This window comes from Streptococcus porcinus (assembly GCF_900475415.1).
In the GTDB taxonomy this organism is placed as follows: Bacteria; Bacillota; Bacilli; order Lactobacillales; family Streptococcaceae; genus Streptococcus; species Streptococcus porcinus.
This window is the reverse complement of record NZ_LS483388.1, coordinates 1,330,098-1,356,315: the sequence shown is the minus strand read 5'-3', so window position 1 is coordinate 1,356,315 and position 26,218 is coordinate 1,330,098. Positions and strand designations below refer to the sequence as shown.

Here is a 26,218-nt window from a genome sequence, read left to right as displayed (position 1 = left end):
TTCAATGAGGAGTATAGTTATGACTAAAACTATCATTTTAGACGGAAAAAGTTTAACATTAGACGATGTGGTAGCTATTGCAAGAAAAGGAGAAAAATGTCAAATTGCAGAATCTGCAAAGCAAGATGTTAAAGCCTCTCGTAAAATTGTTGATGATATTGTCAGTGAAAAACGGGTGGTCTACGGAGTGACAACTGGCTTTGGTTCACTTTGTAATGTTAGTATCTCACCAGAGGATACGATTCAACTTCAAGAAAATCTGATTCGTACTCATGCTAGCGGTTTTGGGGATCCACTACCAGAAGATGCTGTGCGTGCGATTATGCTTATCCGTATCAATTCACTAGTTAAAGGCTACTCAGGTATACGCCTGTCCACTATTGAGAAACTAGTAGAGCTACTCAATAAAGGAGTCCACCCTTATATTCCTGAAAAAGGCTCACTTGGAGCTTCAGGAGATTTAGCTCCACTTGCTCATATGGTACTTCCTATGCTTGGTTTGGGTAAAGCTTACTATAAGGGAGAACTCCTTTCTAGTCAAGAAGCTCTTGATAAAGCTGGTATCGATAAGATTTCTTTAGCTGCCAAAGAGGGCTTAGCTCTTATCAACGGAACAACTGTTTTGACTGGTATTGGTGCCCTTGCAACCTATGATGCCATTCAATTATTGAAATTGTCAGACCTAGCTGGTGCTCTTTCTCTTGAAGTGCATAACGGAATTACTAGCCCATTTGAAGAAAATTTACACACTATACGTCCACAAAGTGGTCAGTTGGCAACAGCTCGTAATATCAGAAATCTCCTAGAAGGCAGCAAAAACACAACTGTAGCCACCCAATCACGTGTGCAAGACCCCTACACCTTACGTTGCATTCCGCAAATTCATGGGGCTAGCAAAGATAGCATTGCTTATGTGAAATCCAAAGTTGACATTGAAATCAATTCTGTCACAGATAACCCAATTATCTGTAAAGATGGGCACGTTATTTCAGGAGGTAACTTCCACGGAGAACCAATGGCACAGCCATTTGACTTCTTAGGTATTGCCATTTCTGAGATTGGAAATGTTTCTGAACGGCGTGTGGAACGTTTGGTTAACAGCCAACTCAGCAAATTGCCGTCCTTCCTTGTCAAATACCCAGGTCTCAATTCAGGATTTATGATTACTCAGTATGCTTGTGCCTCTCTTGCTTCTGAAAATAAGGTTTTGGCACACCCAGCAAGTGTCGATTCTATCCCATCTTGTGAAAATCAAGAAGATTTTGTCAGCATGGGGACAACGGCTGCTCGGAAAGCTGGTGAAATCCTTAAAAATTCACGTCGTATTGTGGCTACTGAAATCATGGCAGCCTGTCAAGCCCTTGATCTCAAACCTGAAAACCATAAACTTGGTAAAGGTACTCAGATTGCTTACGATTTATTCCGTAAAGAAGTCAACTTTATCGAACACGATAAAGACATTGAAATTTATGATGAGTTAAATAAAGCAAGTGCAATTATCGAAGAGGATGCTTTCTTAGAAGCCATTGAAGCACAAGTAGAGCTGTCAATTCAATACTAAGGAGATGGTGGTTGTAATAGATTAGGATATTATATATGGAATAAAGTTAAGAGTTTAATAATGTCTAGGTTTTTGAGCTCTTACTTTTTTAGGTTCGAATAACTGGTTAGCAGAAGTGGAACTAATAGAAAACTAGCAAAAAGGATGCTTTTCATTTATTCCAGTTTCTATTTCATTAAAATAGAGATATGAGAGGAGTAGATATGTTAACTGATTATTTTCCATTAATGCATAGCTATTATCAGAGAAGTATAGATGATGATAATCTTTATAATGCTAAATGGGGAATGTTAATTCAATTTTTAGATCTAAATGATAGGTCATTAAAGCCCTTTGAGGGAGTACATTTTGGTATTATTGGTTTTAAAAGTGATAAAGGAGTTTATATTAATCATGGACGCGTAGGAGCAGTTGAAGGCCCAAATGCCATCAGGCAACAACTGGCTAAATTACCTTGGCATTTTGGTCAGAATGTTCAGCTTTATGATGTTGGTGATATTGATGCTCCCAATCGTTCATTAGAGCAAATGCAGGAAAGCTTAGCAAAAGCTATTAAGCGTATGAAAGCACTCAATATATTCCCTATTGTCTTAGGTGGTGGTCACGGCACGGCCTACGGTCATTATCTTGGTCTGCAATCGTCGATTGCCCCTAAGGAGCAGCTTGCTGTTGTTAATATTGACGCTCACTTTGATTTGAGACCTTATGATCAAACTGGACCTAACTCAGGTACTGGCTTTAGACAAATGTTTGACTATGCCTTAACTCTTAATCATACCTTTCCCTATTTAGTGTTAGGAATACAAGAACATAATAATAATCTTTTTCTATTTGATTTTGTGGCCAAATCAAAAGGAATATCATTTCTAACAGGTCAAGATATTTACCAAATGGGCTATAAAGAGGTTTGTCATCAGATTGATTCTTTTTTAGCAGATCAAAAATATTTGTATCTGACTATTGATATGGATTGTTTCTCCTCAGCAAATGCTCCAGGAGTTAGTGCTATTCAATCACTAGGATTGGATCCTAAGCTAGCCTTGATTCTTCTACAGCATATTGCAGCCAGTGGTAAAGTAATTGGTTTTGATATTGTTGAAGTTTCCCCTCCGCATGATATTGATAATCATACGGCACATTTAGCAGCAACCTTTATCTTCTATATTACACAAATTTTAGCACAAAATGCCTTGATGGCCTTGGATTAATAAACAAAAACATCTAGAATCTTACGTTCTAGATGTTTTTGTGACTTATCATTTTTTCTAAACGTTCTAACTCCTTGATATGCTGGCGATCTCGACAAGGATTTAAATGATTTTTTGAAAGTTCTAAGTAGTAAGAGAGTTCTCCCTTTAGGAGATTAGTGAGCTCTAGACAGTTCAGTTTACCTGAGTTGATTTTTGCCTTAGTTAGGGCCATGATATAATAAATCATCCCCTTATCCCTGGGATTAGAGTAGCGTGCCATTAATTCTTCTTTTTTATTAATGAGATCAATTAATGGTTTATAATTTCCTTTTTCACAATTGATAAGGGCGAGGTAGACCTCTAATTGAACTTCTTTCCAAGGGAATCTGAGTGATTGTAAACCTTCTTTAGCATTTATTAAAATGGATTCAGCTTTATCAATTTCTCCCGATTGATAGTAGGAAATTCCTAGACTTATATAAAATGAAATGACTGATGTGCGACTTCGTTTGTTTTGACTGAGTTGAATAGCTCTATTCTGAAAGTCAATAGCTTTTCCAAGATTTCCTTGGATTTGCTCTATTTCAGCTAAATAGTCATAAGCCGCAGCAATTTGAATAGCATATTTTGATTGTAAAGCACTTGTTAGACTAAAGAAGCTAATTGATTGGTTAAGGTATTGGCTTGCCTTTGGGATGTGACCTATCATTAAAAAATATAGCCCGCTGAGTCTCAATTGGATAGCTATTGCTTCATAATTATTGGCACTGACAGCAGCATCTAAAGCAAGCTCAGTATAGTATTTCATCTCTGAAATATTTTCTACCTGGATACAGTAATGGATAATTTGCCGATAACTTTCTAAGAGATAGTGCGTGTGATGCCATTCTGTAGCAGCCGAAATCACTTTTTGGATATTAGTGATCCCTTTTTGGTATTGTCCGATCCGAATAAGATAACAACCCTCTATGTATAAAAAGCGTATCAGGGATTCCTGAAATGATTTGACCGGTTCAAATTTGGATCTTAGTTGTTGGATGACTTGATGAATCGTATTAAACTGTGTTTGAATAAGGAGGTGTCGCTTTCCATCAATACAGTCAGCTTCCATTGGGTTTTGCGAATAGATTGGGAAGAGTTCATGCTGAAATTGGAGAGTAGCCTCTAATCGATTCAATTGATGCTGTAAAGCTTGCACCGGTTCTTTAGCTTCCTGAAAATGGAAAGCAATTTCCTCGAATTGTTCAGCACTAAACTGTGTGTTTTGCATCATGTTTTCAAGTTGTTTAGCAATTTGAGCATGTAAGAGTCGTCTTTTAGCTACTGACATTTTCTGATAACAGTAATGAGCCAATAATTTTTGCTTGAAAATAAGGGTAACTTCGTCACCAGTAAAGATTTCTTTGATGAGTTGTTTGTTACAAAGCGTTTCAATAAATGAAATAGTCAATGCTAAAGGGAGATTCATAATTTCTGAGAGTATTGAAATACTAGCAGCGTTTTGGAAACAAGAAAGGTAGCAGAGTAGTTCTTCTTCATGGCTATTGACTTGTTTTAATTTTAAAGACAGTTTTGCTTCTATAGCAGGTGTCAAAATAGAAAATTTTTGACCTTTTAAATATTGGTTAACATATTCAGATAAAAAGAAAGGATTTCCTTCACTCCATTGGTAGATGCGTTGATAGTCCTTGTAAGGAGGATTTAGACCCGCTAATTTTTGTTCTAGATAGGTTAAGCTTTCTTTTTCAGAAAGTTCCTTAATTTTGATAATATCAACCTTTTTTCGATTGACTAAATGATTAAAAAATTGGTCTAAGTGAGGATTCGAATTGAGATTTTTGGTGAAAATAAAAGCGATAGGGTCATCTTCAAGATGATTTACAAGTGTTTGCAAAAGTGTAAGAGCTTCAGGTGTAATCCAATGAATGTCTTCAATAAGAAGAACAGTTGCTTTTTGACGAGATATTTTTTTTAATATATCAATCATAAAGCTTGTAAAAAGGTCTGCTGGGAAAATAGGAGTACTTAAATGGGAATCTTTGAGAAAATAGTTTGGGAAAAAGGTTTCATAAGCTCTTTTCCATTGATTAAGAGACATCAATTGATATTGTAATATAAGGTCCTTCAAACTTTCAAAGATGTCTTTTAAAATCTGTAAGGACTGTTTAGGTTCACCTTGAAAACATTCTGAGGTAACGATTTGATAATGATTGATCTGGTTTGATAATACTTGTCGTGTTACTGTCCGTTTTCCAATGCCGGTTCCTCCTATTAAAATCATAGTGTGCGACTTTTTTTCTTTATAAACTGAGTTAAAAAAAGTTTCTAATTCTTTAATAACGTCAAGTCGTCCAATAAAATCATTAGTTGTTTTGAGAAATTGTTTGATTTTCTGTTGATTGCGATCTTTAGCAATAACCTCTTCATAAATAGCTTGGGTTGCATCATTTGGGGTAATTCCAAGCTCAACATCAAGGAGATTTGCTAATTTATAATAAGTTTCGATAACTTTTCCATAGCGATGATGCTTTTGATAGACTTTCATTAACAATTGATAATTTTTTTCTTCAAATTCATCAATGGCAATAAGGCCTTGAAGTCTCTCTTCAATTTCTTCGATCCTATTTTGTGTCATCAATATGTCAATCTGTTGGTAGCATGATTTAATATAAATTTGCTCTAAATGAGCTCTCATTTTTGTTAGCCACAAATCAAAAGTTTCGTTGGCCTTCAGGTAGAAATTCTGTAAAAATTGACCTTTATAAAGTCCTAAATTGTTTAGTGGTTTTTTTAAAAAATAATGGACATCACTTACGACTTGCAAATCAGGATTAAACATCAAAAGTGTTCTATTTGGGCTGATAATATAATTATCACCTAATACTTTATTAACTTGATAAATAGAGTTTCGAAGATTTTTTTTAGCTGTCTTATTATCCTTATCTTCCCATAAAATACCTGCTATTTCATCTCGGTTAGTAGTTTCATTTATAACCAAATAATAGAGTAGGGCATTGATTTTTGCAAACGCGAAAAAGATTTCTTGATTGTCTAGATGGATAGAAGGATTTCCTAATAGAGTAAAGCGTAAAGTTTTCATTTGAAAGCGCCTCCATTTTTATAATTCCACTATAAACCAAAAAAAAGTATTTATCAAGCTTACACTTGATAAATACTGCTTATTTCATGGTTGGGAAAAGAAGGACGTCACGAATTGATGTGGTATTGGTAAGAAGCATACATAGTCTATCAATTCCAATTCCAAGACCACCAGTTGGGGGCATTCCGTATTCTAAGGCTTCAACATAATCGTAGTCAATACCAGTTGCTTCAATATCTCCCAATTCTTTTGCTTGTGCCTGTGCTTCAAAACGTGATAATTGATCAATAGGATCGTTTAATTCAGTAAAGGCATTAGCATATTCTTTGGTAACGATAAATAGTTCGAAACGATCAGTAAAACGTGCATCCTCAGCATTTTTTTTGGCTAATGGTGAAACTTCGACGGGATGACCATAAACGAATGTCGGCTGAATCAATGTTTCTTCAACAAATTCTTCAAAGAAAGCATTAATAATATGACCAACAGTAGTGAAATGTGTTTCAAGAGGAACGTGTTTCTCTTGAGCTAAGGCACGAGCGTCGTCAAAGGACATTTCTTTCCAGAAATCAATGCCAGTAACATCTTTAATAGCATCAACCATATGAAGACGTTTAAAAGGTTCATTAATATGAATCATTTGGCCTTGATAATCAATTGGACCATCCCCAGTAACTGCTTTTGCAGCATGTTGGATAATACCTTCAGTAAGGTTCATGATGTCTTGAAAATCCGCATAAGCTTCATAAACTTCAATTGAAGTGAATTCGGGATTATGAGTAGCATCCATACCTTCATTACGGAAGATACGGCCAATTTCATAAACGCGTTCCATACCACCAACAATCAGACGTTTCAAGTGTAATTCTGTGGCAATACGAAGAACCATATCAATATTTTGAGCATTATGATGTGTAATAAATGGTCGCGCCGCTGCCCCACCAGCTTCATTATGAAGAACAGGCGTTTCAACCTCTAAGAAGTCTTTACTATCTAGGTAACGACGGATTTCAGAGATAATTTTTGAGCGAGTAACAAAGCGGTTAAAGCTTTCACGATTTGAAATTAAATCTAAATGACGCTTACGATAAATGGTTTCAATATCAGTTAAGCCATGGAACTTCTCGGGAAGTGGGCGTAGTGATTTTGATAAATGTGTTAAATGCGTTGCTTTAATGGATAATTCACCCATATCAGTGCGCATAACCTCACCTTCGACACCAAGAAAATCACCTAAATCAGCTTTTTTGAAGATATCATAATTCTCTTCACCGACAGCGTCTTTACGAACGTAGATTTGAATTTGCCCTTCACGGTCTTGGATATGTGCAAAACCGACTTTACCTTTACCACGTTTGGTCATTAAGCGGCCAGCAATAATAGCTGTTTCGTTAAGGTCATGTAAGTCTTCTTTAGTTTTTTCTGCATATTTTGCTTTTAATTGACCAGAATTAGCAGTGCGTTCGAAACGTTTTCCGAACGGATCGATGCCTTTTTCAGCTAGCGCCATCATTTTTTCACGACGGACAATCTCTTGGTCATTTAATTCTTCAGTATGTTGATTTGACATGAGTTCCTCCAATAAGTTTTCCCCTATATTGTAACATAAAAAGACTTTATAATACAGCCTAATTTCCTTATAAATCGTGTCATAGAAAGGGTGATTAGACTGTTGAATTGTCCAGAGTTTTGAGAAATAGAAAAATATCAAATAAATTTAAGAGAACGAGAAAATGTTCTCTTATCGGTTTTTACTTTTTTGTCTCAGAAAGGAAATTATTTTATGAATTCAAGAAAGAAAAAAACACGAACTAGATAAAGGCAGTTAAGAAATATGGTTTTTATTTCTTTGATGAATGATACTGAACGGTCACGATCTAAAGATGAAGAGTCTGTCAGAGAGCTTGAGAAATTCAATTTGATTAAGTTTCCTGAACCAGGTGGAATGACGTTAAAAGTAGGAGAGGTCAGATAATGGCGTATGGAAGAATTTCGTTAGAACAGGCTCTAAACTGCGATAATTTTCATCAACTACTTAAAGTTATTATTGGTACAAAATACTACAGCAAACTAAAAGTTGAAGCAAAATTATTATTTATGCTATTGAAGACTTAGCCAGTAGTTTAGGATGTGGTCGTAACAAAGCGATAAAACTAATAAAAGCGAAAGAAGCTAATCAATTGTCTCAAAGACAATTGTCTGAATTAAAGATCATCTGTAATAAGAAGAAAGCTGTTTAGAAGACTTGTTAGCTTGTTATAACGCTCAAATGAATGTGAAATGTCAATCTGAATTTAGAAGCTAAGCACCAAGCTATAGAGGCTTAAGGCAATACAGCATCCCCTGTTTTTGATTAAGCAGGTAAGATTATTGATTATGTTGTTGCTGGATCAAAACAAAATCAAACAAGAGTAACAACAGTATCATACAAAATTAGAGGTAAACAAACGGTAGAACATAAAGGATATGGTGCAAGCCTCCCTCACACAAGTTCAAAAGAAAATATCAGTGTGATTATTATGAGAACTACTCTATTTACTTTAGGTTTGACTGATCGTAAAGCTAAGAAACAAGATTATAAAAGAGTAAAATGGCAAAGATTGGAATTGATTTTGGAGATGAAAAAGAAATACTATCAATAAGGAAGTGAAAGAACAGGAAACTCAAGAAAAGATCGAGGTTATTCCAGAACATATTGAAGTAAGACAAAGTGGAGAACACCTAAAATTTAATACCGTACCATAAAAAACCTAAAAGTAACACATGAGGCAAATGTTATTACACCAGAAATGCACAATGAATTAAATGCTTATGATGCTGGAGAAGAGGTTGACCTAGCTGTTACGCAAGAAAACATTCTACAAGTTATTCCAGAATTTTCAATATGGTATAACAGTGTCGATAAGCGAAATATTTCTGTTGGTAATACTTACAAACTAGTTGATCAACTTGAAGAAAGTAATCCAAAAGTCTTTCAGTGAGAACCAGAGCATGAAAATGATTTTGCAGAAATCTGTTTGGGAGCGGATTTGAAAGTAACACATTTATTTGAAGCGACAATACTAAATGGGAACTCCAAATCTATCTATCTTGTGAAGAGACCTTCTGGACTTAATGTTCCTAAAGCTGATGCAGAAGTGATAGGCGAAGGTATTTCATACTTGGCTGAGGAAGAAATCAAAGAAAACTGGAGTTATTCTTTGTTCAAGGTCTTAGCGTTTGTGTGAACAAAGATAGAGTCTACTGAGAAAGGAGAGTACATGATTAAATTTAATTCTGTTATTTTGGCGATCCTGTTAATGGCGGCTATGAGCTGGGAAATTGTCACAGATAGCAATAAATTTAGAAATACCCTTAATTTCTTCTTATCACTATTTTTATTCTAATTAGCCTTCTTGTTATTTGTTTTATTATAAACCATTTAGTTCAACAAACCACATGAATCCTTATATAAGAATAAAAATAAAAAAAAGTTAAAATAGCATGAAAGCGTTTGACTGATAGGAATATAGATGATACAATAAAATCAGAAAAATCAAAAGAGATTAACATTATGAAGTAAAGTCGTTTATTTCATAAATTGTTAACCTTTTTGTTATTAAGTAACGTTAAAATTAGTAATCTAAATTTTACAAATAATCATTCCATAAAGATAACATTAATATGAAGTGAGAGTTCAAAAACAAAACAATTCTAGTGGACTTGATGCTGGAAAGGCAGTTTATTATATATTAGGAAGTGTGTACATTTTAAAAAAATAGGAGGAATAATAATGAAAAAATTGTTGGTTTATACACTAGTCTTAATGATATTGGGAATCATGAACGCCACTACATGAAGTTTGGAGATTTTCACAAAGGAAGTAATCCATGTATTGTAAAATATGTTAGTGGGGATGGAGCTACTGTAAAATTTCAAGATGAGACTCATCAGCTTGAAGCTGGGATGGTGCTTGGTGCAGATGCCTTGGTCGATACAAATAGTTCATTTGTAGAGATTGCTGATTCATATCAGAATATTTATAGGCTTGCACCAGAAAGTCAATTTTGCTTGGAGCTGACAATCAAGGGCGTAGTTCCAGTACATTTTGGACATGTCCATGTTATTCCGTCTCATCAGACAATTGAAGCAGGAGCAAAATATAGAACAAGTTGTTGGACAGGTAAAAATCAAGTTACTATTGAATGTATTGCAAATAACTTAGATACTTATTATTCATATGATAAATCCGTTGAAGTTTTTGAATTTGACGAGTTTGGAAATAAATTTACCTTATTTACTTTAGAGCCATATCAAAAATGTGTTCTTCAGGATCAAGGTGGCGCTATGCGAGATAGATACTGTGTTCTAGAGCAGTCTAGCATAGAGAATAGTGAAATTATTAGGTTATATAAAACCTATTGCATGCCATTTAATTGGAGTTTCAGAGCTGAAGAAACCCAATTATCAGATCAGGCTAATTAGAATTTTGTCCGAGTTGCTTATTTTTAGTTAAAAATTTGGAGTTAAATGTATACACTTGCGATTCAGACTAGAGATTACTCTAGTCTGAACTTGTATCAAGGAAGGCATGGTAAGGTATGAAGAGAATGTATGAGTATCTGAAATTGTATATTAGAAGTTTAAACTTTATCTGGAAAAGTTCTAAGTTTGTGATGTTGTTAATGCTAGTAATGGTCCCCATACAAGCAATTCTTCCATCTATCAGTATTTTAATAACGAACATAGTTGTAAATAAAATATCCTATTTGGACTCCTTGGAAATTATGATACTTGTTACAGCTTGGGGCTTGACTTTCTTGCTCAATAATTTGATATCACCTTTGCTTGTGATGGTTCAAGGGAAGATGACGGATTTATTGACCTATCGTTTGAATACGGACTTGATGTATAAATCAGAGAAACTTCAGAGTATCAGTTACTTCGAGGATAGTGAATTTTATAACGATATACAACTTCTCAGTTCTGAAGCCAGTTGGCGGCCAGTTAACTTATTAGTATTTGGAACTAGTTTGATTTCCAACACAGTTATGTTCGGATCGATGCTATTGCTTGTTAGTTCTATCAACATATTTGTGAGTATTTTGTTGTTAATTGTGCTGATTCCCCAAGGAATGATTACCTATAAGATCCAACAGCAAGCCTTTGAAACACTTGTGTCAAACAGCGAAGAATCTCGTAAATTGGATTACTACAGTCAAGTTCTTTTGAGCAACAACCATATTAAAGATGTGCGATTGTATAATCTTTATTCATTTTTTATAAATAAATATACAGAATCGTTTATGCAGGTTACTGGGAAACTACAAACAGATCGCAGGAAAAAATCTATCAATTCAACCTTATTCATAACGCTGACCAGTATCATTATTCTTGCGATGTTTGCATATGTTATCCATCAGATTCAGACTGGAGAGTTGAAAATTGGTGTGATTTTTGTATTTTCAACAAGTATCATTTATTCCATAAATAGCATGGCTAGGTTGATAGAAGACAGTTCTTTATTGTACGATACACTTCTTTATATGGAAAAGTTTTTTGATTTCATAGAAATTGACGATGAAATGGTTTATGACACTGCAGATTGTTTGATCGAACATTCATCAGATATCCAATCTATTGAATTTAAACACATCAGTTTTTCTTATCCTCAAGCTCCCGATAAGGTCCTAGACGACATTTGTTTTGAGATTTCCAAAGGAGAGAAAATTGCAATTGTTGGAGAAAACGGTGCTGGGAAAACAACTATCATCAAATTATTGTGTGGCTTCTATCCAAATTATACTGGCGACATCTTTGTAAACGGCAGAACCATTAGAGGTTGTAATCTTACAGAATATCGAAAAAATATAACATCCATTTTTCAAGACTTTTCGAAGTTTGATATCACTTTAAGGGAAAATGTTGCATTATCTGATTTGTCTAGAATATATGAAGAAGAAGATTTGTACAAAGCGCTTCAAAATGGGCGTTTTAGCGCGTCTAAACTACCATTAAACCAGGTTTTAGGCAAAAGATTCGAAGGTGGAAAAGAGTTGTCAGGCGGAGAATGGCAAAAAATCGCATTATCGAGAGCTTTCTTTTCAAATGCTTCTATACTCATTTTAGACGAGCCAACCGCAGCTATTGATGCCAAAGCAGAATATGAATTATTCCAAGACTTTTTGCATTTGACGAGAGGAAAGACCGTTTTTTATATCACTCATCGATTGGCGAGTGTTAAGTTTGCAGATAGGATTATCGTTTTAAAATCAGGGAAGATTCATTCAATTGGGTCACATAGCGAATTGATGAAATCTGATGAATACTATAAAGAGTTATATGAAATGCAGTCTTCACTGTATACAGAGGAATAGTTAAATTAAGGAGGAGTAATAAATGGAAGCTATTCGACTGAGAAATATTAGCAAACAAATCTTCTCTCGAATATTATTTAATATTTCCGATTTAACCGTTTATCAAGGCGAACGAATAGGCATAGTAGGGGCTAATGGTTCAGGTAAAACAACATTGCTAAGAATGATTATCAATGAAGACTCTGACTATAGCGGTGAAATAGTCAGAAAAGGTGATATAGCGTATGTTCCACAAATAAAAGAATTGAAAGATGGGTCTGGAGGTGAAGTAACTCTGAGACTATTAGAGAAAGCATTTTCCTTATCACCATCAATATTAGTTCTGGATGAGCCCACTTCACATTTGGATCAAGAAAATGTTCAATGGCTAATTCATAAATTATTAAGATTCAAAGGTACAATTATTATTGTTAGTCACGATCGCTTTTTACTTGATTGTATTCCCGAAAGAATATTTTTCATTGATGAACGTGAAATAGAGACTTATGTAGGAAATTTTAGTGAGTTTGAAGACCAAAAGAATAAAAAGAGGAAACAATTAGAGAGGGAGATGACTCATTATAAAAATGAAGTTGCAAGATTAACTGAAGAACTGGAAAATAAAAAGATCAGGTCCCAAAAAATATCAAAGAAGAAAACTTCAAAGGTTAGTAACTCGGATTGGAAAGTTCGTTCAAAAATGGGGAGTTATGATAGTCAAGCAAAAGCTATTGCAAAGTCTGCAAAAGCTATTGAAAAAAGGATAAGTCGGTTATCTGAACCTCCTAAGATTCCTGCTCAAGCATTTATTAAATTTAAATCAATAGGTCACTTAGAAAACAATTCTCCTAGAACGTTGATACGAATAGAAGAAGGTAATTTTAAAACAAAATTTATAGAGTTAAAGTTACCTATGATTAAAATGAAATTTGGTGAAAGATGGCTACTAACAGGAAGAAATAAATCTGGAAAAAGTACTTTGTTAAAAAGTATAGTGGAAAAAGATATTGACGGATATTTTTCTAATGATTTAAAAATTGGTTACTTTAGTCAAAATTTAGATTTACTTAATAAGGAAAAGTCTCTTTTTGAAAATATTTATAGTATAAGTATTCAAAACGAGAGATTGATTATAAATTTATTAGCGATGTTGGGCTTAAAAAAAGATAAAATTTTTATTCCGTGTAAAAATCTTTCTGGGGGAGAACAAGTGAAGGGGCAACTCGCTTTGACTCTTTTAAGTGATTCGAATTTTCTTATTTTAGATGAACCGACTAATTTTCTTGACATTAATTCATTAGCTGCATTTGAAGATTTTTTACTGGATTTTCCTGGTTCAGTTCTATTAGTTTGTCATGATACATATATACAGAAAAATATTCATTTCAAAAGCATACAAATCAGAGATAATGAAGTGTTTCTTGAAAATTATTTTTAGTGTAGAGGTTATCAAATACTGACTCTAATTAGTTGCTACTATCAGTTGGAGTTTTTTTCAACACCCTCACTTGAAATTTGAGGACTGCAAAAGAGTTTATTTCAAAATGCAAAACATGATTTATTAGCATTGTATGTTTTGTTTTTTATACATTTAAAATCTTGATTTTTCACTTGTACTTAATAGTGAAGGCTAAAATTTGAGAGTACTTATAAAAAATCATCCGTCTCAATTCTACATTATGAGTCTAAAGAATAATAAGAAGGAATATATAGCATATTGTATTTATGTAAAAGGAAAGCTAGTCTCTGTTTTTAAATAAATATATCAAGGATATTGGCATTTAATTAACAGAGAGAAATAGCTTGGACGGTTAGCTTTACGATATCATGCTAGATCTTTTTCAGATTTTGATGATATACAATTATCTAATTTGATTGATAATCAGAGATTTAAACCGTTACTTAATAAAGGTAAGAGCTGGAATAGTTCAGGGTAAAATAAAAATATTAAAAGACTAAAAATCTTTATTTTTTAGTGCTTTTTACGTGTTTTGAGTTGCAAGGAAGATTAAAAAGTGCCGTATTTCTTATATTAAAATAAGAAAAAAGCCGTTAAAGGGCGAACTTTTACACCAAGCCAATTAAGGCAAATAGGACTTTCTTAGTAAATCGAGCCTTATTGAATATAATTAAAACGATAACGTCAAGACTGAAATAAGCAAAAATTCTTATTTCAGTCTTCTTAAAGGTTAAGTGTAGTTTTCTAAAACTTATTGGGTATCGACTAATCTCAAGCTTTCAGACACACACAACTGTTTCTATAATTGAAAAGCAGGAAAGAAAATAGTATAATATGACAGATATTACCCAGAAAGAAAAGAGACCTATGATTACAGCCATCGTTTTTGATGTTGATGATACAATATATGACCAGCAAGCACCATACAGAAAAGCTATGGAAAAATGTTTTCCAGAGTTTAACATGGCTGCAATGAATCAAGCTTACATCCGTTTTCGCCATTACTCTGACATTGGCTTTCCACGTGTTATGGCGGGTGAATGGACAACAGAATATTTTAGGTTTTGGCGTTGTCGTGAAACCTTGCTAGAATTTGGTTATCCAGAGATTAAGCAGGCAGAAGGAACTTATTTTCAAGAAGTTTATGAACATGAACTTGAAAACATTACTATGTTGGATGAGATGCGTATGACTTTGGATTTTCTCAAATCTAAGGGGGTGCCTATGGGGATTATTACCAATGGACCAACTGAACATCAATTAAAAAAAGTCAGAAAGTTAGGACTTTATGATTATGTTGATCCAAAATGTGTTATTGTCAGTCAGGCCACTGGTTTCCAAAAACCCGAAAAAGAAATTTTTAATCTTGCTGCAGAACAATTTAGCATGAATCCTCAAACAACATTATATGTTGGGGACTCTTACGATAATGATGTTATGGGGGCCTTCAATGGCGGATGGCACTCCATGTGGTTTAATCATCGAGGGAGGAGTTTGAAACCTGGGATTAAACCAGTTTACGATGTAGCTATTGATAATTTTGAACAACTTTTTGGTGCTGTCAAAGTTCTTTTTGATTTACCAGATAATAAAGTAATCTTTGATATGAATGATAAGAAAAATCCTATTCTTGAGATGGGCTTGAATAATGGCTTGATGATGGCCGCTGAACGGCTTTTAGAAAGTAATATCAGCATTGATAGAGTAGTAACCTTATTGAGGTTGTCTAAAAATCAAGAAAAAGTGTTACGAATGAAATATTCTAAATAACGTTAAAATGAGCTGCTTTTATAGCAACTCATTTTATTATTTCTAATCTAATAATTTATAAGTAGGACTTATCGTTCCAGGTTAAGCACTTAAAAGTTTTAAAATCGTCTGTTTCTAGAACTGTCAGACTCAGATTATTCAGGCCACCTAAAGCTCTTAAAAGGGCAGGTTCATAGCCAAGCAGGGACCTGATAGAAGCTGTTAGATTAGCTCCGTGGCCAACAATCAAGACGTTCTGGTAATTTTTATCTTTAAAATCCGTAATAAATTCTTTGACACGACTTGTGGTCTGATGAATGGACTCAGCTTCAAATTGACTACTATTAAATTTTGCTAAGTTGTGGGTGAAGGCAGCCATCTGACTTGGATAAATGGCACTCATGGTGGCTATTTTAGCCCCTTCTAATTTTCCTAAATGCCATTCCCGAAGTGCTTCATTGTAATGAATGGTTAAACTAAAATGAGCAGCTTTAGCAAGTAATTGAGCTGTTTTTTGGGCTCTTTTTAAATCACTAGAGTAGATAGCATCAAAGGGTATAGTTTTGAGATAATGCCCTAATGCTTTGATTTCTTGATAAGATTCTTCTAAAAGGGGTGAATCACCAGAGCCACCTTGAAAGCGTCCTTCCAAGTTCCACTCGGTTTTGCCATGTCTAACAAAGTAAAATTTCATAATACCTTATCTCCTAAACATGTACGATTTTAGCTCCGAAGGGGAAAAGGCTGATTCTAGCTAATTTGAGAGATTGAAAGGCAAAAGGAATACCGATAATGGAAATACAGAGTAAGAAGGCAGAAGTTAAATGTAAGAGCGCTAGTGACCAACCGACTAAAATTATCCAAATCAGATTAAAAATTAGGTTTGTTGCAGATTGATCAATAATAATGTCTTTTCCAAAGGGAAAAAGGCCAAAGTTTCCAATCTTAAAACATTGTAACCCAAGTGGAAGACCAAAGATAGTGATACAAAGAATGAATCCCACAAAAGTCCAACTAAGCCAAGCCCAAAAACCTGAACAAATGAACCAAATAATATTTCCTAAAAATTTCATAGTTACTCCCTTATATCTGCAAATTGAGCATTGACAAAATCAGCAAGCTCTTGACTACTAATACGAATTGAGCGACCAATTTCCCCGGCGGAGACAATTAGCTTGCCTTTTTCTTTAGCGATGAGGTCGATAATAATGGGAAATTGATGTTTTTGACGAATACCGATAGGATTGTTAGCACCATGTATGTAACCCGTTGTTTGTTGCAGATTCTTTTGTGGAATCATACTGACCTTTTTATTACCTGAAATTTGCGCTAATTTTTTTTCAGATAAATGTTCAGTAATTGGAATGATCCCTATCACTGGCCCGGTTTTATCGCCAATGAGGGCTAATGTTTTATAAATATCATCTTTCTCAATCCCCTCTGGTAATTCCTCTTTAAAAGCATCCAAACTTAGGCTATCATAGCTAATATGGGCTTTATCTAGTATTTGCTCAACTAGTGTTTTTTTAAGTTTTTTCTTCTTTGCCATAGACCCTTCCTTTAGAGCAAAATAAAAACGGTATAATAAGTTATTATACCATTTTTTGAAAAGTTCGTTAAGTGTGTGTTCATTAGTCTTTGGGTGCAAAAAATTGCCTTTGAGTTCGGATTAAAAGAAGGATGGCTATTGCTACTAGAATCAGAGTAAAAGCGCCTGCGGTGCCATTTACAGTGAATGAATACCACAGAGGAGATACCCCTTTTGGTGCATAAGATCCCCAGAAAAGGATTCCGGCAAAAAAGTGCCAAAGATAACGCGTTGCAGTGGCAATAAAAGCAGCGAAGAGGGCAATGTTAGTTGCTTTTGTTATCTGTTGGTCTGTAAGAGCCTTACGCAAATGTTCTGAAAAAAGTCCTGCTAGGCCCATTGAAGTGAAGGCTAAAATATACTCAATAAAAACTTGTGACATACTCAGATAATAGACTTTCCCTAGCACAAAATGGAGTAGCCCCCAAATAAGCCCAGATAAAATCCCATATTTCAACCCACGGCGTAGTGCAAAAAGAATCAGTGGAATAGCTCCAAACGAGGGACTAAACCAACTAAAGAAATCAGGAATAAACGAAAGGACCATAGCTAGTGCAGCAAATATAGCAGCTTCAACCAAATACTTAATATTCAGATTTTGAGACATAAAAAAACTCCTTTTCTTCACAAAAAGAGCCTGAAATCATGAGATAGAATTCAAGTTCACAATCCCTACGCTTGTATTAACAAGATCAGGTTGTTAGGATTTCGCACATGCGATCTCAGCCAAAGCACTCCTCTGTGACATTTTTTAATATTTGAGACTATTATAATCTTTTTAATAAATCCTTGTCAAGTTTAGAGAATTTAACAGAGTTCCCTCTTTTAGAATCTAGAATTCCCTTTTCAATAAGCAAGCAGAGAAAAAAGTTAGGGGTGAAACAGATGACTTTTTAAGTCTGTTTATTGTTGGCAAAGAAAAAGATTGAAGAAAAACTGTCCAATAGGATTTTTCCTTCAATCTGTATCTTATACTTATTTAACTTTTCCAAAAAGCTTTTCATACGTTTTTTTGGTGTCCTTGTTAACCGCAATCTGGTTTAAATCTAGCGGTTTAGAGAAGCCAGACAGATAGCCCTGAGAAGTATATTGATGTAAGTCATAGTTTAGTTTAGTATTAGGTGCAGCCTCATAGTAACCTGAATCGCTACCATAGGTTGGAATCCAAACAGCATCAAAACCTTCTGTGGAAATGTTTTGTTCAGCCATGAAATAAGTTCCAATATAAAGACCGACATTTTCAGCTCCTAACCGCTTCAATTCTTCTCGAAAAGCTTTAACGCCCTTGTTCATATCTTTCATAGTTGCTTCTTCTACGTCAATCCAGTAATAAGTTGGATTAAAGGGAGAGGCATTTTTATAAAATGTTCGTGCTTCAGCACGCATTTCCTTAGTACTAGATCCCAAGGCGTAGCTGTATACAGCTACAGGTACTTTTCGTTTTTGGAATTCTTTAATGTGTGTTTTAAAAGATTTGTCAATTCCAGTAGTATAGGCAGCATTGTTTTTTGAAGTAATTTGTGATCCACCAAAAACACGAACTATTGCTCCAGAAATGTTTTTGCACAAGGTATCGTAATCAATCTCACTAGGAAGCTGCCAACCCGAGACATCGACAATTGGATTTAGGATAAATTCTTCGGTGTCACTAGTGCTGGAGTTTTTTGTCTTTTCTTTACTGGAAATAATTGGGACACTTGATTTGGCGCGCTGAAGCTCTTTTTCCTTTATTTGGTCTGAATGTGTCTTACCAATTATTAATAATAATGCAAACAAAAGAAAGAAAACAAGCACTACAATAGGTTTTATTCTTCTTCTCATTATTGTTATTGTACCTTAAAAGGTTGAAAAAATCAAAACTTCCTCACTATATTCTTATATTATCATACATTTTAAGCAAAATCAGGGGAAAAGTTAAAGATTTTCCCTGATTTCTTTTTCGTTGGGTAGAGGGATTATTTTGTTTTAGAGTTTTTGGCAGGTTAAAGACTAGAAAAGTTTTTCTAATTCTGTCATAATAGAGTAAAACAATAGAAAGTAAGTTTATGTCATCCAAGAAAATTGCTCGAATTGCAATCTTAGCGGCCTTAGCCTTTGTATTAAGAATGGCTTTCAGTCACTTGCCAAATATTCAGCCGGTTACCGCACTATTTTTTATCGCAACAATTACTCTTAGCTATTATGAAGCCTTTTTAGTTATGTTTATCAGTATTTTATTAACTTCGTTTTTGTTAGGTTTCGGTCCCTGGGTATTTTGGCAAATAACGACCTTTACTATTATCATGGCTATTTGGCGCTTTCTTATTTTTCCTCTTAGTCGAAAAATTAAGGTCTATCGAATGCTCATGCAATCCTTATCCGTGGCTTTTCTTGCTTTATTGTACGGACTTATGATAGATTCTTGCTTTGCCTATCTTTACAGCATGCCTTGGTGGACTTATGTGCTGTCAGGGATGACTTTTAATCTCTTACATGCCCTATCGACTTTAATTTTTTACCCTGTTTTATTAACGTTATTTCGGAGGTTATTCAATGAAAAAATGGTTTAAATTTATCCTAATCTGCCTAAGTGGCTTTCTTTTTGTGGCATGTACTCGACAAGGACAAAACATGTCACAACCTAAAAAAGAAGCCTATGTTCATCTTATTGTTAAGGAAGATACGAACAAAGTTGATGAAAAAGTGTCCTTTACAACAGGAGACACAGTCATGGATGTCCTAAAAGCTAACTATAAGGTTAAAGAAACAGACGGCTTTATTACCTCAATTGATGGCTATAAGCAAAAACCAAATGAAAATATTTATTGGTTTTACAAGGTTAATGGAAAGATGGCAACAAAAGCTGCGAACGCTTTGAAGGTCAAAAAGGGTGATAAGATTTATTTTTATTTGGACAAAGTCAAATGAAATACTAATTTAGATAAATTAAAAGCAAGCTAACTGAAAAAGTTAGCTTGCTTTTTTAATGAATAGCGATGTCTCGCTATTTTAGATACCATTAGCAAAAGGTAGTTTATAGATTATGGGTTGTTGATTTGGCTTGAGTAAGCGATAATCTGATCAACTGTTCTGCTAAGAAATTGAATAGTATCCTTTAATGGTTTTTCTGTTGAAATATCTGCATGAATAAGCATTGCAGTTTCTTTTGGTGTTTTACTTCCTCCGGATTTTAGAAATTCGAGCCACTCTTTAGCACCGGTTTTGGAATGTTTCAAGTTGAGATATCCTGTCGTCGAGATGACTAAGCCGGCTGAGTAAGTGTAACTGTATAATCCCATGTAGTAGTGAGATTGGCGCATCCAGGTTAAGGCTGCATCATTATCGATTTCGATAGCATCTCCCCAAAATTCTTTTAGCACAGCCTTCATCAGCTCGTTTAATTTTTCAGCACCAAATGTTCCGCCATCTTCAATGAGCTGGTATACCTTTCGTTGGAAGGCAGCTTCTAGTAAGTGTGTGATGAAGTTGTGGAAGTAAGTATCAGTGAGGCGATGAGCTAGGGCAAAACGTTTTTGACGAGCATCTGGGAATTGATTTTCTAAATAATCAGAGAGGAGGAGTTCATTAAATGTTGAAGGAGCCTCCACATAGTAAGTTGACATATGGGTGTTAAAGTATGATTGATTGTTGTCTGAGAAAATAAATTGCCCAGAGTGACCAATTTCGTGAATGAGGGTGTAAACATCAGACATACGACCCGTCCAGCTCATCAAGATGTATGGATGAACCTTATAAGGATCGGCGGCATAGCCTCCGGAATCTTTATTTTCATTTGCTGCAAAATCAACCCAACGTTCTTTTTGATAACGAGTAATTTCTTGACTATATTCTTCACCGAGTGGCTGAATTGATTTCATGACTAGGTCATAAGCATCATCAATAGATACTTCTGGGTTCAAGTTATTGTCAATATCTAACTTCCAATCAGCAAAAGTCATTTTTTCGAGACCGTTAACTTGTGCGACATGTTTAAGGTATTTTTGTGCGACGGGACCAAATTCAGCCATTATGAGGTCAATTTGTCGATCAAACATAGAACGGTCGACCTCCTGTTCAGCTAGGAGATAGTCGAAGATAGTATCATAACCACGCATATCGGCTATTAATTTTTCAGATTTCACTTTGGCAAGATAGGCTGCGGCAGCTGTATTTTGATGCTTACGAAGACCAGTTGAGAATGAGCGGAAAGCTTTTTCTCGAATTTCTCGATTTTCATGATTTTGATAAAAATTTTCGTAAGAAACGAAGCTATTCTTATACTTTTTGCCATCAACTTCAAAGTCTTCCATTTCAAAATCACCGGCACGCATTTTTGTATAAATATCATACGGAGCATTTAAAACTTCGCGTAGATTCGTGAGGGCTTTTTCAACCTCGGGACTTAGGAGGTGCTTTTTTTGCAGTTTGGCTTGACGAATCATTGTTCTGAAATAGTCAATCTCTTCTAAAGCATCTAGGATAGCGGAGTCAGCTTGAGCCAAGGCAGAATCAAAGAAGCTTAATTCGACGCTAGCCTTTGTTACAAAGTCTTCGCCGGCTTGCGCGATAGCGGCAAACTCTTCATTTGAGAAGTCTGTTGTTTGAGGCATAAATGAATAAGTTTCAATGTGGCTGACTTGGATATATATTTGCTCCAGTTCATAGAGGGCTTGTTCGAAATCCTCTTTTGTTTGTAAATGTCCCTCGTAGTTTTTCTTAAAAGCCTCTACATCTGCAAGTGCTTTTTCAATGGCTAATAAAAAATCTTCTCGGTCCTTGTAAAGAGCTGTTAAATCCCAGAGTTCCTTTTCAGGAAAACTAGAGCGTTTTTTGAGTTCCATGATATTCTCCTTTAGTCGTAGTAAGTCCAGTATAGCAAAAAATAAGAACTTAAGTGAATATAAAAGAAGAAAAATCGTTAGATGAGAGTCTTGGAAAGAATTTTGTAAAAAACAAACCTTATTTTCAAAAGGTCTTACAATTTATTTAAAAAGTGGTATTATTGATTTAAGCAAAGTTTAAAGGAGTGAATGATTTGTCTGTAAAAAAGTTGGAAAGTAGTAACCATCACAAAATGATTACAGAAGAAGTTGCTATTTTACAAAGGCTACTTGAAGAAGTTACACGGTCAATGGCTGGTGATCAGGTCTATAAAAAAATTGAAACCATATTAGCTTTATCTGAGCAAAAAGATTCAGTTAAACTTGAAAAAATGATTAAAGACTTGACTAATGATGACATGGTCATAATTGCTCGTTATTTTTCAATCTTACCTTTACTCATAAATATTTCTGAAGATGTTGACTTGGCTTATGAAATCAATTATCAAAATAACACAAATAAAGACTATCTAGGGAAGCTATCAAACACTATTTCAGAAGTTGCTTTAAAAGATGATGCAGAAGTAATTTTGGAGAAGGTCAATGTAGTTCCTGTTTTAACAGCTCACCCAACACAAGTCCAACGCAAAACAGTTTTAGAATTGACAAATCATATTCATGACTTGCTCCGTAAATATCGTGATGTCAAAAATGGTATAGTTAATCAAGAAAAGTGGTTGGAAGAGTTGCGCCGCTATATTGAAATTATTATGCAAACGGATATCATTCGTGAGAAGAAGCTAAAAGTAAAAAATGAGATTACCAATGTTTTACAATATTACAAAAGTTCGTTAATTCCTGCTATTACGAAATTAACGCAACGCTATAAAGAGTTAGCTAAAGAAAAAGGAATCGTCTTGAATAAAGCCCGGCCAGTCACTATGGGGATGTGGATTGGTGGAGATCGTGATGGTAATCCCTTTGTTATCTCAGAAACATTAGAAGAATCTGCTATGCTTCAAAATCAAGTTATCCTAGAGTATTACCTGGAAAAATTAGCTATTCTCTACCGTAACTTCTCAATGTCGTCAACTTTAATTACGACTAGTAAGGAATTAGAAGAGCTTGCCCAACTTTCTAGTGATAAGTCTATCTATCGTGAAAATGAACCTTACCGCAAAGCTTTTCATTATATTCAATCCCGTATACAGGCAACACTTGCTCAAATAAGTCAAGAATCTGACAACTCTTCCCAAATTTCTTCTTATTCTGATGCTCGAGAGTTTAAAAATGATTTAGAAGTTATTAGAGCTTCCTTGATGGAGAATGGCGATGCTTCTTTAGTAGCGGGTGATTTAACAGAGCTGATTCAAGCGGTTGATATTTTTGGGTTCTTTCTTGCAAGTATTGATATGAGACAGGATTCCAGCGTACATGAAGCTTGTGTGGCAGAATTACTAAAGGCTGCTAATATTGTCAATGATTATAGTGCTTTAAGTGAAGATGAAAAGTGCCAAATTTTATATAAGGAGTTGACTGAGGACCCAAGAATTTTATCATCAACTAACGTTGACAAATCTGACCTACTGAAGAAAGAATTAGCTATCTATAAGGTAGCACGCAATCTAAAAGATAAACTCGGGGAAGATGTTATTAAACAACACATCATTTCACATACTGAGAGTGTCTCTGATATGTTTGAGTTGGCCATCATGTTGAAAGAAGTTGGGCTAGTAGCTAAAGATAAGGCGCGTGTGCAGATTGTTCCCCTTTTTGAGACGATTGAGGATTTAGAGCATGCTAAACAAATCATGACGGATTATTTAAGTTATGATATCGTTAAAAAATGGATCGCTTCAAACGATAATTATCAAGAAATTATGCTTGGTTATTCAGACAGTAATAAAGATGGTGGCTATTTATCTTCTGGTTGGACGTTATACAAAGCCCAAAATGACCTGACTGGTATTGGTCAGAAAAATGGAGTTAAAATTACCTTTTTCCATGGACGTGGTGGAACGGTTGGTCGAGGTGGTGGACCTTCTTATGATGCAATTACTTCTCAGCCTTTTGGGACAATTAAAGACCGGATTCGGTTGACCGAGCAAGGAGAAATTATTGAGAATAAATATGGCAATAAAGACGTTGCTTATTATAACCTTGAGATGTTGATTTCTGCTTCAGTCAATCGAATGGTCACACGGATGTTGACCGATGCAAATGAGATTGACGGTTTTAGAGACGTCATGGAAAATATTGTATCTTATAGCAATAAAGTTTACCGAGACCTTGTTTTTGGAAATCCCCATTTTTATGATTATTTCTTTGAAGCTAGTCCGATAAAAGAAATTTCAAGCCTTAACATAGGGTCACGTCCGGCAGCTCGTAAAACTATAACTGATATTACAGGTTTGAGGGCTATTCCATGGGTATTTTCTTGGTCACAAAACAGAACCATGTTACCGGGATGGTACGGGGTTGGTTCAGCATTTAGACAGTTTGTTGATCAAGAAGAAGGAAACCTGGCAAAATTGCAACACATGTATAAAAAATGGCCATTCTTTCACTCCCTATTGTCAAATGTAGATATGGTTTTGTCAAAATCGAATATGAATATTGCCTTTCAGTATGCTCAATTATCTCAAAACGATGAAGTTAGAGCAGTCTTTTATAATATTTTAGATGAATGGCAACTTACGAAAAATATGATTTTGGCCATTGAGCAGCATGATGATTTGTTAGAAGATAATGAATCATTGAAGAGGAGTTTAGAATTTCGCTTGCCTTATTTTAATGTTTTAAATTACATTCAGATTGAGTTGATTAAACGCCTACGCCACAACCAGCTCGATGAAGATTATGAGAAACTTATTCATATTACTATTAATGGTATTGCGACAGGTTTACGTAATTCCGGTTGATTAAAGCTATAGTTTGAAAAACTACCGTTTGGTCCTACCCATAATTAGAACGAAGAAGAGAGCAAAAGTAACTATTTTTAGTCTAAAAGGAGAAGTTGTTAACTTTTCCTTTTTTCTTTTTTTTGATTGGGAAAGATGGTATAATGCTTAAAGATTATCTGAGAATAGGGGAAACTATGAAAATTGATAAAAGGCATTTACTTAATTATTCTATACTCTTGCCTTATCTCATCTTGTCGGTAATTGGTTTAATAATGGTCTACTCAACGACAAGTGCAACCTTAATACAATACCATGCTAATCCATTTAAGGCTGTTCTGAGTCAAGGAGTTTTTTGGATAATCAGTTTAATCGCCATTGCTTTTATTTATAAATTAAAGCTGAATTTTCTAAATAACCATAATCTTCTAACACTAGTTATGTTATTTGAAGCCTTCTTACTCTTAATAGCACGTTTTTTCACTCAGGAAGTAAACGGTGCGCACGGCTGGATTATACTTGGGCCAATTAGTTTCCAACCTGCAGAATATTTAAAAATTATTATGGTCTGGTATCTTGCACATACCTTTTCTAAGAAACAAGAGGAAATCGCAAGGTATGACTATCAAGCTTTGACTAAGCGAAGATGGTGGCCTAGACAGTCTAGTGATTTAAAAGATTGGCGCGTTTATTCACTCTTTTTAGTGCTTTTGGTTGCCGCACAACCGGATTTAGGAAATGCAGCCATCATTGTTTTAACGGGAATCCTGATGTTTACCATTAGCGGTATCGGTTATCGCTGGTTTTCTGGTATTTTAACACTAATTACAGTATTATCAGTAACATTTCTTGGTAGTATCAAGGTAATCGGAGTTGAACGAGTGTCTAAAATACCAATTTTTGGTTATGTTGCTAAACGATTCAGTGCTTACTTTAACCCATTTAAAGATTTGACCGACTCAGGCCACCAGTTAGCTCATTCTTACTATGCTATGAGTAATGGAGGGTGGTTCGGAGTTGGTTTAGGAAATTCTATTGAAAAGCGTGGCTATTTACCAGAAGCACAGACAGACTTTGTTTTTTCGATTGTCATTGAAGAACTAGGATTAATTGGTGCGGGTCTGATATTAGCTTTAGTTTTCTTTTTGATTCTACGCATTTTAAATGTAGGTATTAAGGCTAAAAAACCATTTAATGCCATGATGGCACTTGGTGTTGGTGGCATGATTTTGATGCAAGTATTTGTAAATATAGGCGGAGTTTCTGGAATTATCCCATCAACAGGCGTAACTTTTCCTTTCCTTTCTCAAGGTGGGAATAGTTTACTGGTCTTGTCAGTGGCTATTGGTTTCGTCCTAAATATTGATGCTAACGAAAAAAGAGAAGAGATTCTAAAAGAAGCAGAACTTTCTTATAGAAACACAGTCAATGATGAAAAAGGAAAAGTCATTGATATTCGCCATTTTAAATAAACCTAGATTAGATTATAAAGACTAGCTGCTAGCTAGTCTTTTTTAATCACTGAAGGTTATATGAA

The 26,218-nt window shown here is 34.8% G+C and carries 22 protein-coding genes and 1 riboswitch; of the genes, 14 read left to right on the top strand and 8 right to left on the bottom strand.

Annotated features, from left to right (window positions below; translation table 11 throughout):
* Positions 1–19 precede the first annotated feature (19 nt).
* Both hutH and hutG read left to right on the top strand, forming a co-directional pair.
* Positions 20–1,561 (top strand): histidine ammonia-lyase, encoded by a 1,542-nt coding sequence (gene hutH, locus DQM45_RS06710; protein WP_003084027.1) that lies wholly within the window; start codon positions 20–22, stop codon positions 1,559–1,561.
* Between the two features lie 203 nt (positions 1,562–1,764).
* Complete coding sequence (gene hutG, locus DQM45_RS06705; protein ID WP_003083720.1) at positions 1,765–2,769, top strand: formimidoylglutamase; 1,005 nt, start codon at positions 1,765–1,767, stop codon at positions 2,767–2,769.
* Positions 2,770–2,797: 28 nt separating this feature from the next.
* Here hutG and DQM45_RS06700 read toward each other — a convergent pair whose 3' ends face one another.
* Both DQM45_RS06700 and lysS read right to left on the bottom strand, forming a co-directional pair.
* Positions 2,798–5,851 (bottom strand): BTAD domain-containing putative transcriptional regulator, encoded by a 3,054-nt coding sequence (locus DQM45_RS06700; RefSeq protein WP_003085413.1) that lies wholly within the window; start codon positions 5,849–5,851, stop codon positions 2,798–2,800.
* A 79-nt stretch (positions 5,852–5,930) separates the two neighbouring features.
* A complete protein-coding gene (gene lysS, locus DQM45_RS06695) occupies positions 5,931–7,421 on the bottom strand; it encodes a lysine--tRNA ligase (protein ID WP_003084276.1) in 1,491 nt (496 codons plus the stop codon).
* 264 nt (positions 7,422–7,685) lie between these two features.
* Between lysS and DQM45_RS10155 the strand changes: the two genes are divergently transcribed.
* From DQM45_RS10155 to DQM45_RS06660, 8 genes are all read left to right on the top strand, one after another.
* Positions 7,686–7,826 carry a hypothetical protein gene (locus tag DQM45_RS10155; protein ID WP_003082964.1) on the top strand — a complete coding sequence of 47 codons (141 nt, stop codon included), beginning with the start codon at positions 7,686–7,688 and terminating at the stop codon, positions 7,824–7,826.
* Positions 7,826–7,966, top strand: coding sequence for a replication initiator protein A (locus DQM45_RS06690; protein WP_232036533.1), 141 nt, complete (start codon positions 7,826–7,828; stop codon positions 7,964–7,966). Before DQM45_RS10155 ends, DQM45_RS06690 begins: the two co-directional genes overlap by 1 nt.
* Before the next feature lie 674 nt (positions 7,967–8,640).
* Positions 8,641–8,832, top strand: a complete 192-nt coding sequence (locus tag DQM45_RS06685) for a hypothetical protein (RefSeq protein WP_003085091.1) — start codon at positions 8,641–8,643, stop codon at positions 8,830–8,832.
* Between the two features lie 48 nt (positions 8,833–8,880).
* Positions 8,881–9,078 (top strand): hypothetical protein, encoded by a 198-nt coding sequence (locus DQM45_RS06680; protein WP_003082995.1) that lies wholly within the window; start codon positions 8,881–8,883, stop codon positions 9,076–9,078.
* Positions 9,079–9,685: 607 nt separating this feature from the next.
* Positions 9,686–10,315, top strand: a complete 630-nt coding sequence (locus tag DQM45_RS06675; protein WP_003083881.1) for a hypothetical protein — start codon at positions 9,686–9,688, stop codon at positions 10,313–10,315.
* A gap of 200 nt (positions 10,316–10,515) precedes the next feature.
* Positions 10,516–12,207 carry an ABC transporter ATP-binding protein gene (locus tag DQM45_RS06670; protein ID WP_241761056.1) on the top strand — a complete coding sequence of 564 codons (1,692 nt, stop codon included), beginning with the start codon at positions 10,516–10,518 and terminating at the stop codon, positions 12,205–12,207.
* 22 nt (positions 12,208–12,229) lie between these two features.
* Positions 12,230–13,624: an ATP-binding cassette domain-containing protein gene (locus DQM45_RS10295; protein ID WP_003084985.1), complete on the top strand. Its 1,395-nt coding sequence runs from the start codon at positions 12,230–12,232 to the stop codon at positions 13,622–13,624.
* Positions 13,625–14,512: 888 nt separating this feature from the next.
* Positions 14,513–15,415, top strand: coding sequence for an HAD family hydrolase (locus tag DQM45_RS06660; protein ID WP_039984887.1), 903 nt, complete (start codon positions 14,513–14,515; stop codon positions 15,413–15,415).
* A gap of 55 nt (positions 15,416–15,470) precedes the next feature.
* Here DQM45_RS06660 and DQM45_RS06655 read toward each other — a convergent pair whose 3' ends face one another.
* The 5 genes from DQM45_RS06655 to DQM45_RS06635 form a co-directional block, all read right to left on the bottom strand.
* Complete coding sequence (locus DQM45_RS06655) at positions 15,471–16,088, bottom strand: histidine phosphatase family protein (RefSeq protein WP_003084293.1); 618 nt, start codon at positions 16,086–16,088, stop codon at positions 15,471–15,473.
* A gap of 13 nt (positions 16,089–16,101) precedes the next feature.
* Complete coding sequence (locus tag DQM45_RS06650; RefSeq protein ID WP_003085408.1) at positions 16,102–16,467, bottom strand: YccF domain-containing protein; 366 nt, start codon at positions 16,465–16,467, stop codon at positions 16,102–16,104.
* A 2-nt stretch (positions 16,468–16,469) separates the two neighbouring features.
* On the bottom strand, positions 16,470–16,943 hold the full coding sequence (locus tag DQM45_RS06645; RefSeq protein ID WP_003084611.1) for an aminoacyl-tRNA deacylase: 474 nt from the start codon (positions 16,941–16,943) through the stop codon (positions 16,470–16,472).
* 82 nt (positions 16,944–17,025) lie between these two features.
* Entirely contained in the window at positions 17,026–17,589 is a 564-nt protein-coding gene (gene thiT, locus DQM45_RS06640; RefSeq protein ID WP_003084238.1) for an energy-coupled thiamine transporter ThiT, read from the bottom strand.
* A gap of 45 nt (positions 17,590–17,634) precedes the next feature.
* Positions 17,635–17,731: riboswitch (TPP riboswitch) on the bottom strand.
* Positions 17,732–17,957: 226 nt separating this feature from the next.
* Positions 17,958–18,803: a glycoside hydrolase family 25 protein gene (locus tag DQM45_RS06635; RefSeq protein ID WP_003085015.1), complete on the bottom strand. Its 846-nt coding sequence runs from the start codon at positions 18,801–18,803 to the stop codon at positions 17,958–17,960.
* Positions 18,804–19,027: 224 nt separating this feature from the next.
* Between DQM45_RS06635 and DQM45_RS06630 the strand changes: the two genes are divergently transcribed.
* Entirely contained in the window at positions 19,028–19,531 is a 504-nt protein-coding gene (locus DQM45_RS06630) for an ECF transporter S component (protein ID WP_003082575.1), read from the top strand.
* The gene (locus tag DQM45_RS06625) at positions 19,515–19,889 is read left to right on the top strand and encodes a DUF4430 domain-containing protein (RefSeq protein WP_003083363.1); all 375 of its coding nucleotides are present in this window, start codon (positions 19,515–19,517) and stop codon (positions 19,887–19,889) included. Before DQM45_RS06630 ends, DQM45_RS06625 begins: the two co-directional genes overlap by 17 nt.
* Positions 19,890–20,002: 113 nt before the next feature.
* Here the strand turns inward: DQM45_RS06625 and pepF are convergent, their stop codons facing one another.
* Positions 20,003–21,802, bottom strand: coding sequence for an oligoendopeptidase F (gene pepF, locus DQM45_RS06620; RefSeq protein WP_003085000.1), 1,800 nt, complete (start codon positions 21,800–21,802; stop codon positions 20,003–20,005).
* A 194-nt stretch (positions 21,803–21,996) separates the two neighbouring features.
* On the opposite strand from pepF, the gene ppc reads away from it, so the two are divergent.
* Positions 21,997–24,702: a phosphoenolpyruvate carboxylase gene (ppc, locus tag DQM45_RS06615; RefSeq protein WP_003084207.1), complete on the top strand. Its 2,706-nt coding sequence runs from the start codon at positions 21,997–21,999 to the stop codon at positions 24,700–24,702.
* A gap of 176 nt (positions 24,703–24,878) precedes the next feature.
* Complete coding sequence (gene ftsW / locus DQM45_RS06610; RefSeq protein ID WP_039984885.1) at positions 24,879–26,153, top strand: cell division peptidoglycan polymerase FtsW; 1,275 nt, start codon at positions 24,879–24,881, stop codon at positions 26,151–26,153.
* Positions 26,154–26,218 lie beyond the last annotated feature (65 nt).

Coding starts and splice junctions, on each gene's coding strand:
- hutH (WP_003084027.1), top strand. CDS start 20: ATGACTAAAACTATCATTTTAGACGGAAAAAGTTTAACATTAGACGAT.
- hutG (WP_003083720.1), top strand. CDS start 1,765: ATGTTAACTGATTATTTTCCATTAATGCATAGCTATTATCAGAGAAGT.
- DQM45_RS06700 (WP_003085413.1), bottom strand. CDS start 5,851: ATGAAAACTTTACGCTTTACTCTATTAGGAAATCCTTCTATCCATCTA.
- lysS (WP_003084276.1), bottom strand. CDS start 7,421: ATGTCAAATCAACATACTGAAGAATTAAATGACCAAGAGATTGTCCGT.
- DQM45_RS10155 (WP_003082964.1), top strand. CDS start 7,686: ATGGTTTTTATTTCTTTGATGAATGATACTGAACGGTCACGATCTAAA.
- DQM45_RS06690 (WP_232036533.1), top strand. CDS start 7,826: ATGGCGTATGGAAGAATTTCGTTAGAACAGGCTCTAAACTGCGATAAT.
- DQM45_RS06685 (WP_003085091.1), top strand. CDS start 8,641: ATGCACAATGAATTAAATGCTTATGATGCTGGAGAAGAGGTTGACCTA.
- DQM45_RS06675 (WP_003083881.1), top strand. CDS start 9,686: ATGAAGTTTGGAGATTTTCACAAAGGAAGTAATCCATGTATTGTAAAA.
- DQM45_RS06670 (WP_241761056.1), top strand. CDS start 10,516: ATGCTAGTAATGGTCCCCATACAAGCAATTCTTCCATCTATCAGTATT.
- DQM45_RS10295 (WP_003084985.1), top strand. CDS start 12,230: ATGGAAGCTATTCGACTGAGAAATATTAGCAAACAAATCTTCTCTCGA.
- DQM45_RS06660 (WP_039984887.1), top strand. CDS start 14,513: ATGATTACAGCCATCGTTTTTGATGTTGATGATACAATATATGACCAG.
- DQM45_RS06655 (WP_003084293.1), bottom strand. CDS start 16,088: ATGAAATTTTACTTTGTTAGACATGGCAAAACCGAGTGGAACTTGGAA.
- DQM45_RS06650 (WP_003085408.1), bottom strand. CDS start 16,467: ATGAAATTTTTAGGAAATATTATTTGGTTCATTTGTTCAGGTTTTTGG.
- DQM45_RS06645 (WP_003084611.1), bottom strand. CDS start 16,943: ATGGCAAAGAAGAAAAAACTTAAAAAAACACTAGTTGAGCAAATACTA.
- thiT (WP_003084238.1), bottom strand. CDS start 17,589: ATGTCTCAAAATCTGAATATTAAGTATTTGGTTGAAGCTGCTATATTT.
- DQM45_RS06635 (WP_003085015.1), bottom strand. CDS start 18,803: ATGAGAAGAAGAATAAAACCTATTGTAGTGCTTGTTTTCTTTCTTTTG.
- DQM45_RS06630 (WP_003082575.1), top strand. CDS start 19,028: ATGTCATCCAAGAAAATTGCTCGAATTGCAATCTTAGCGGCCTTAGCC.
- DQM45_RS06625 (WP_003083363.1), top strand. CDS start 19,515: ATGAAAAAATGGTTTAAATTTATCCTAATCTGCCTAAGTGGCTTTCTT.
- pepF (WP_003085000.1), bottom strand. CDS start 21,802: ATGGAACTCAAAAAACGCTCTAGTTTTCCTGAAAAGGAACTCTGGGAT.
- ftsW (WP_039984885.1), top strand. CDS start 24,879: ATGAAAATTGATAAAAGGCATTTACTTAATTATTCTATACTCTTGCCT.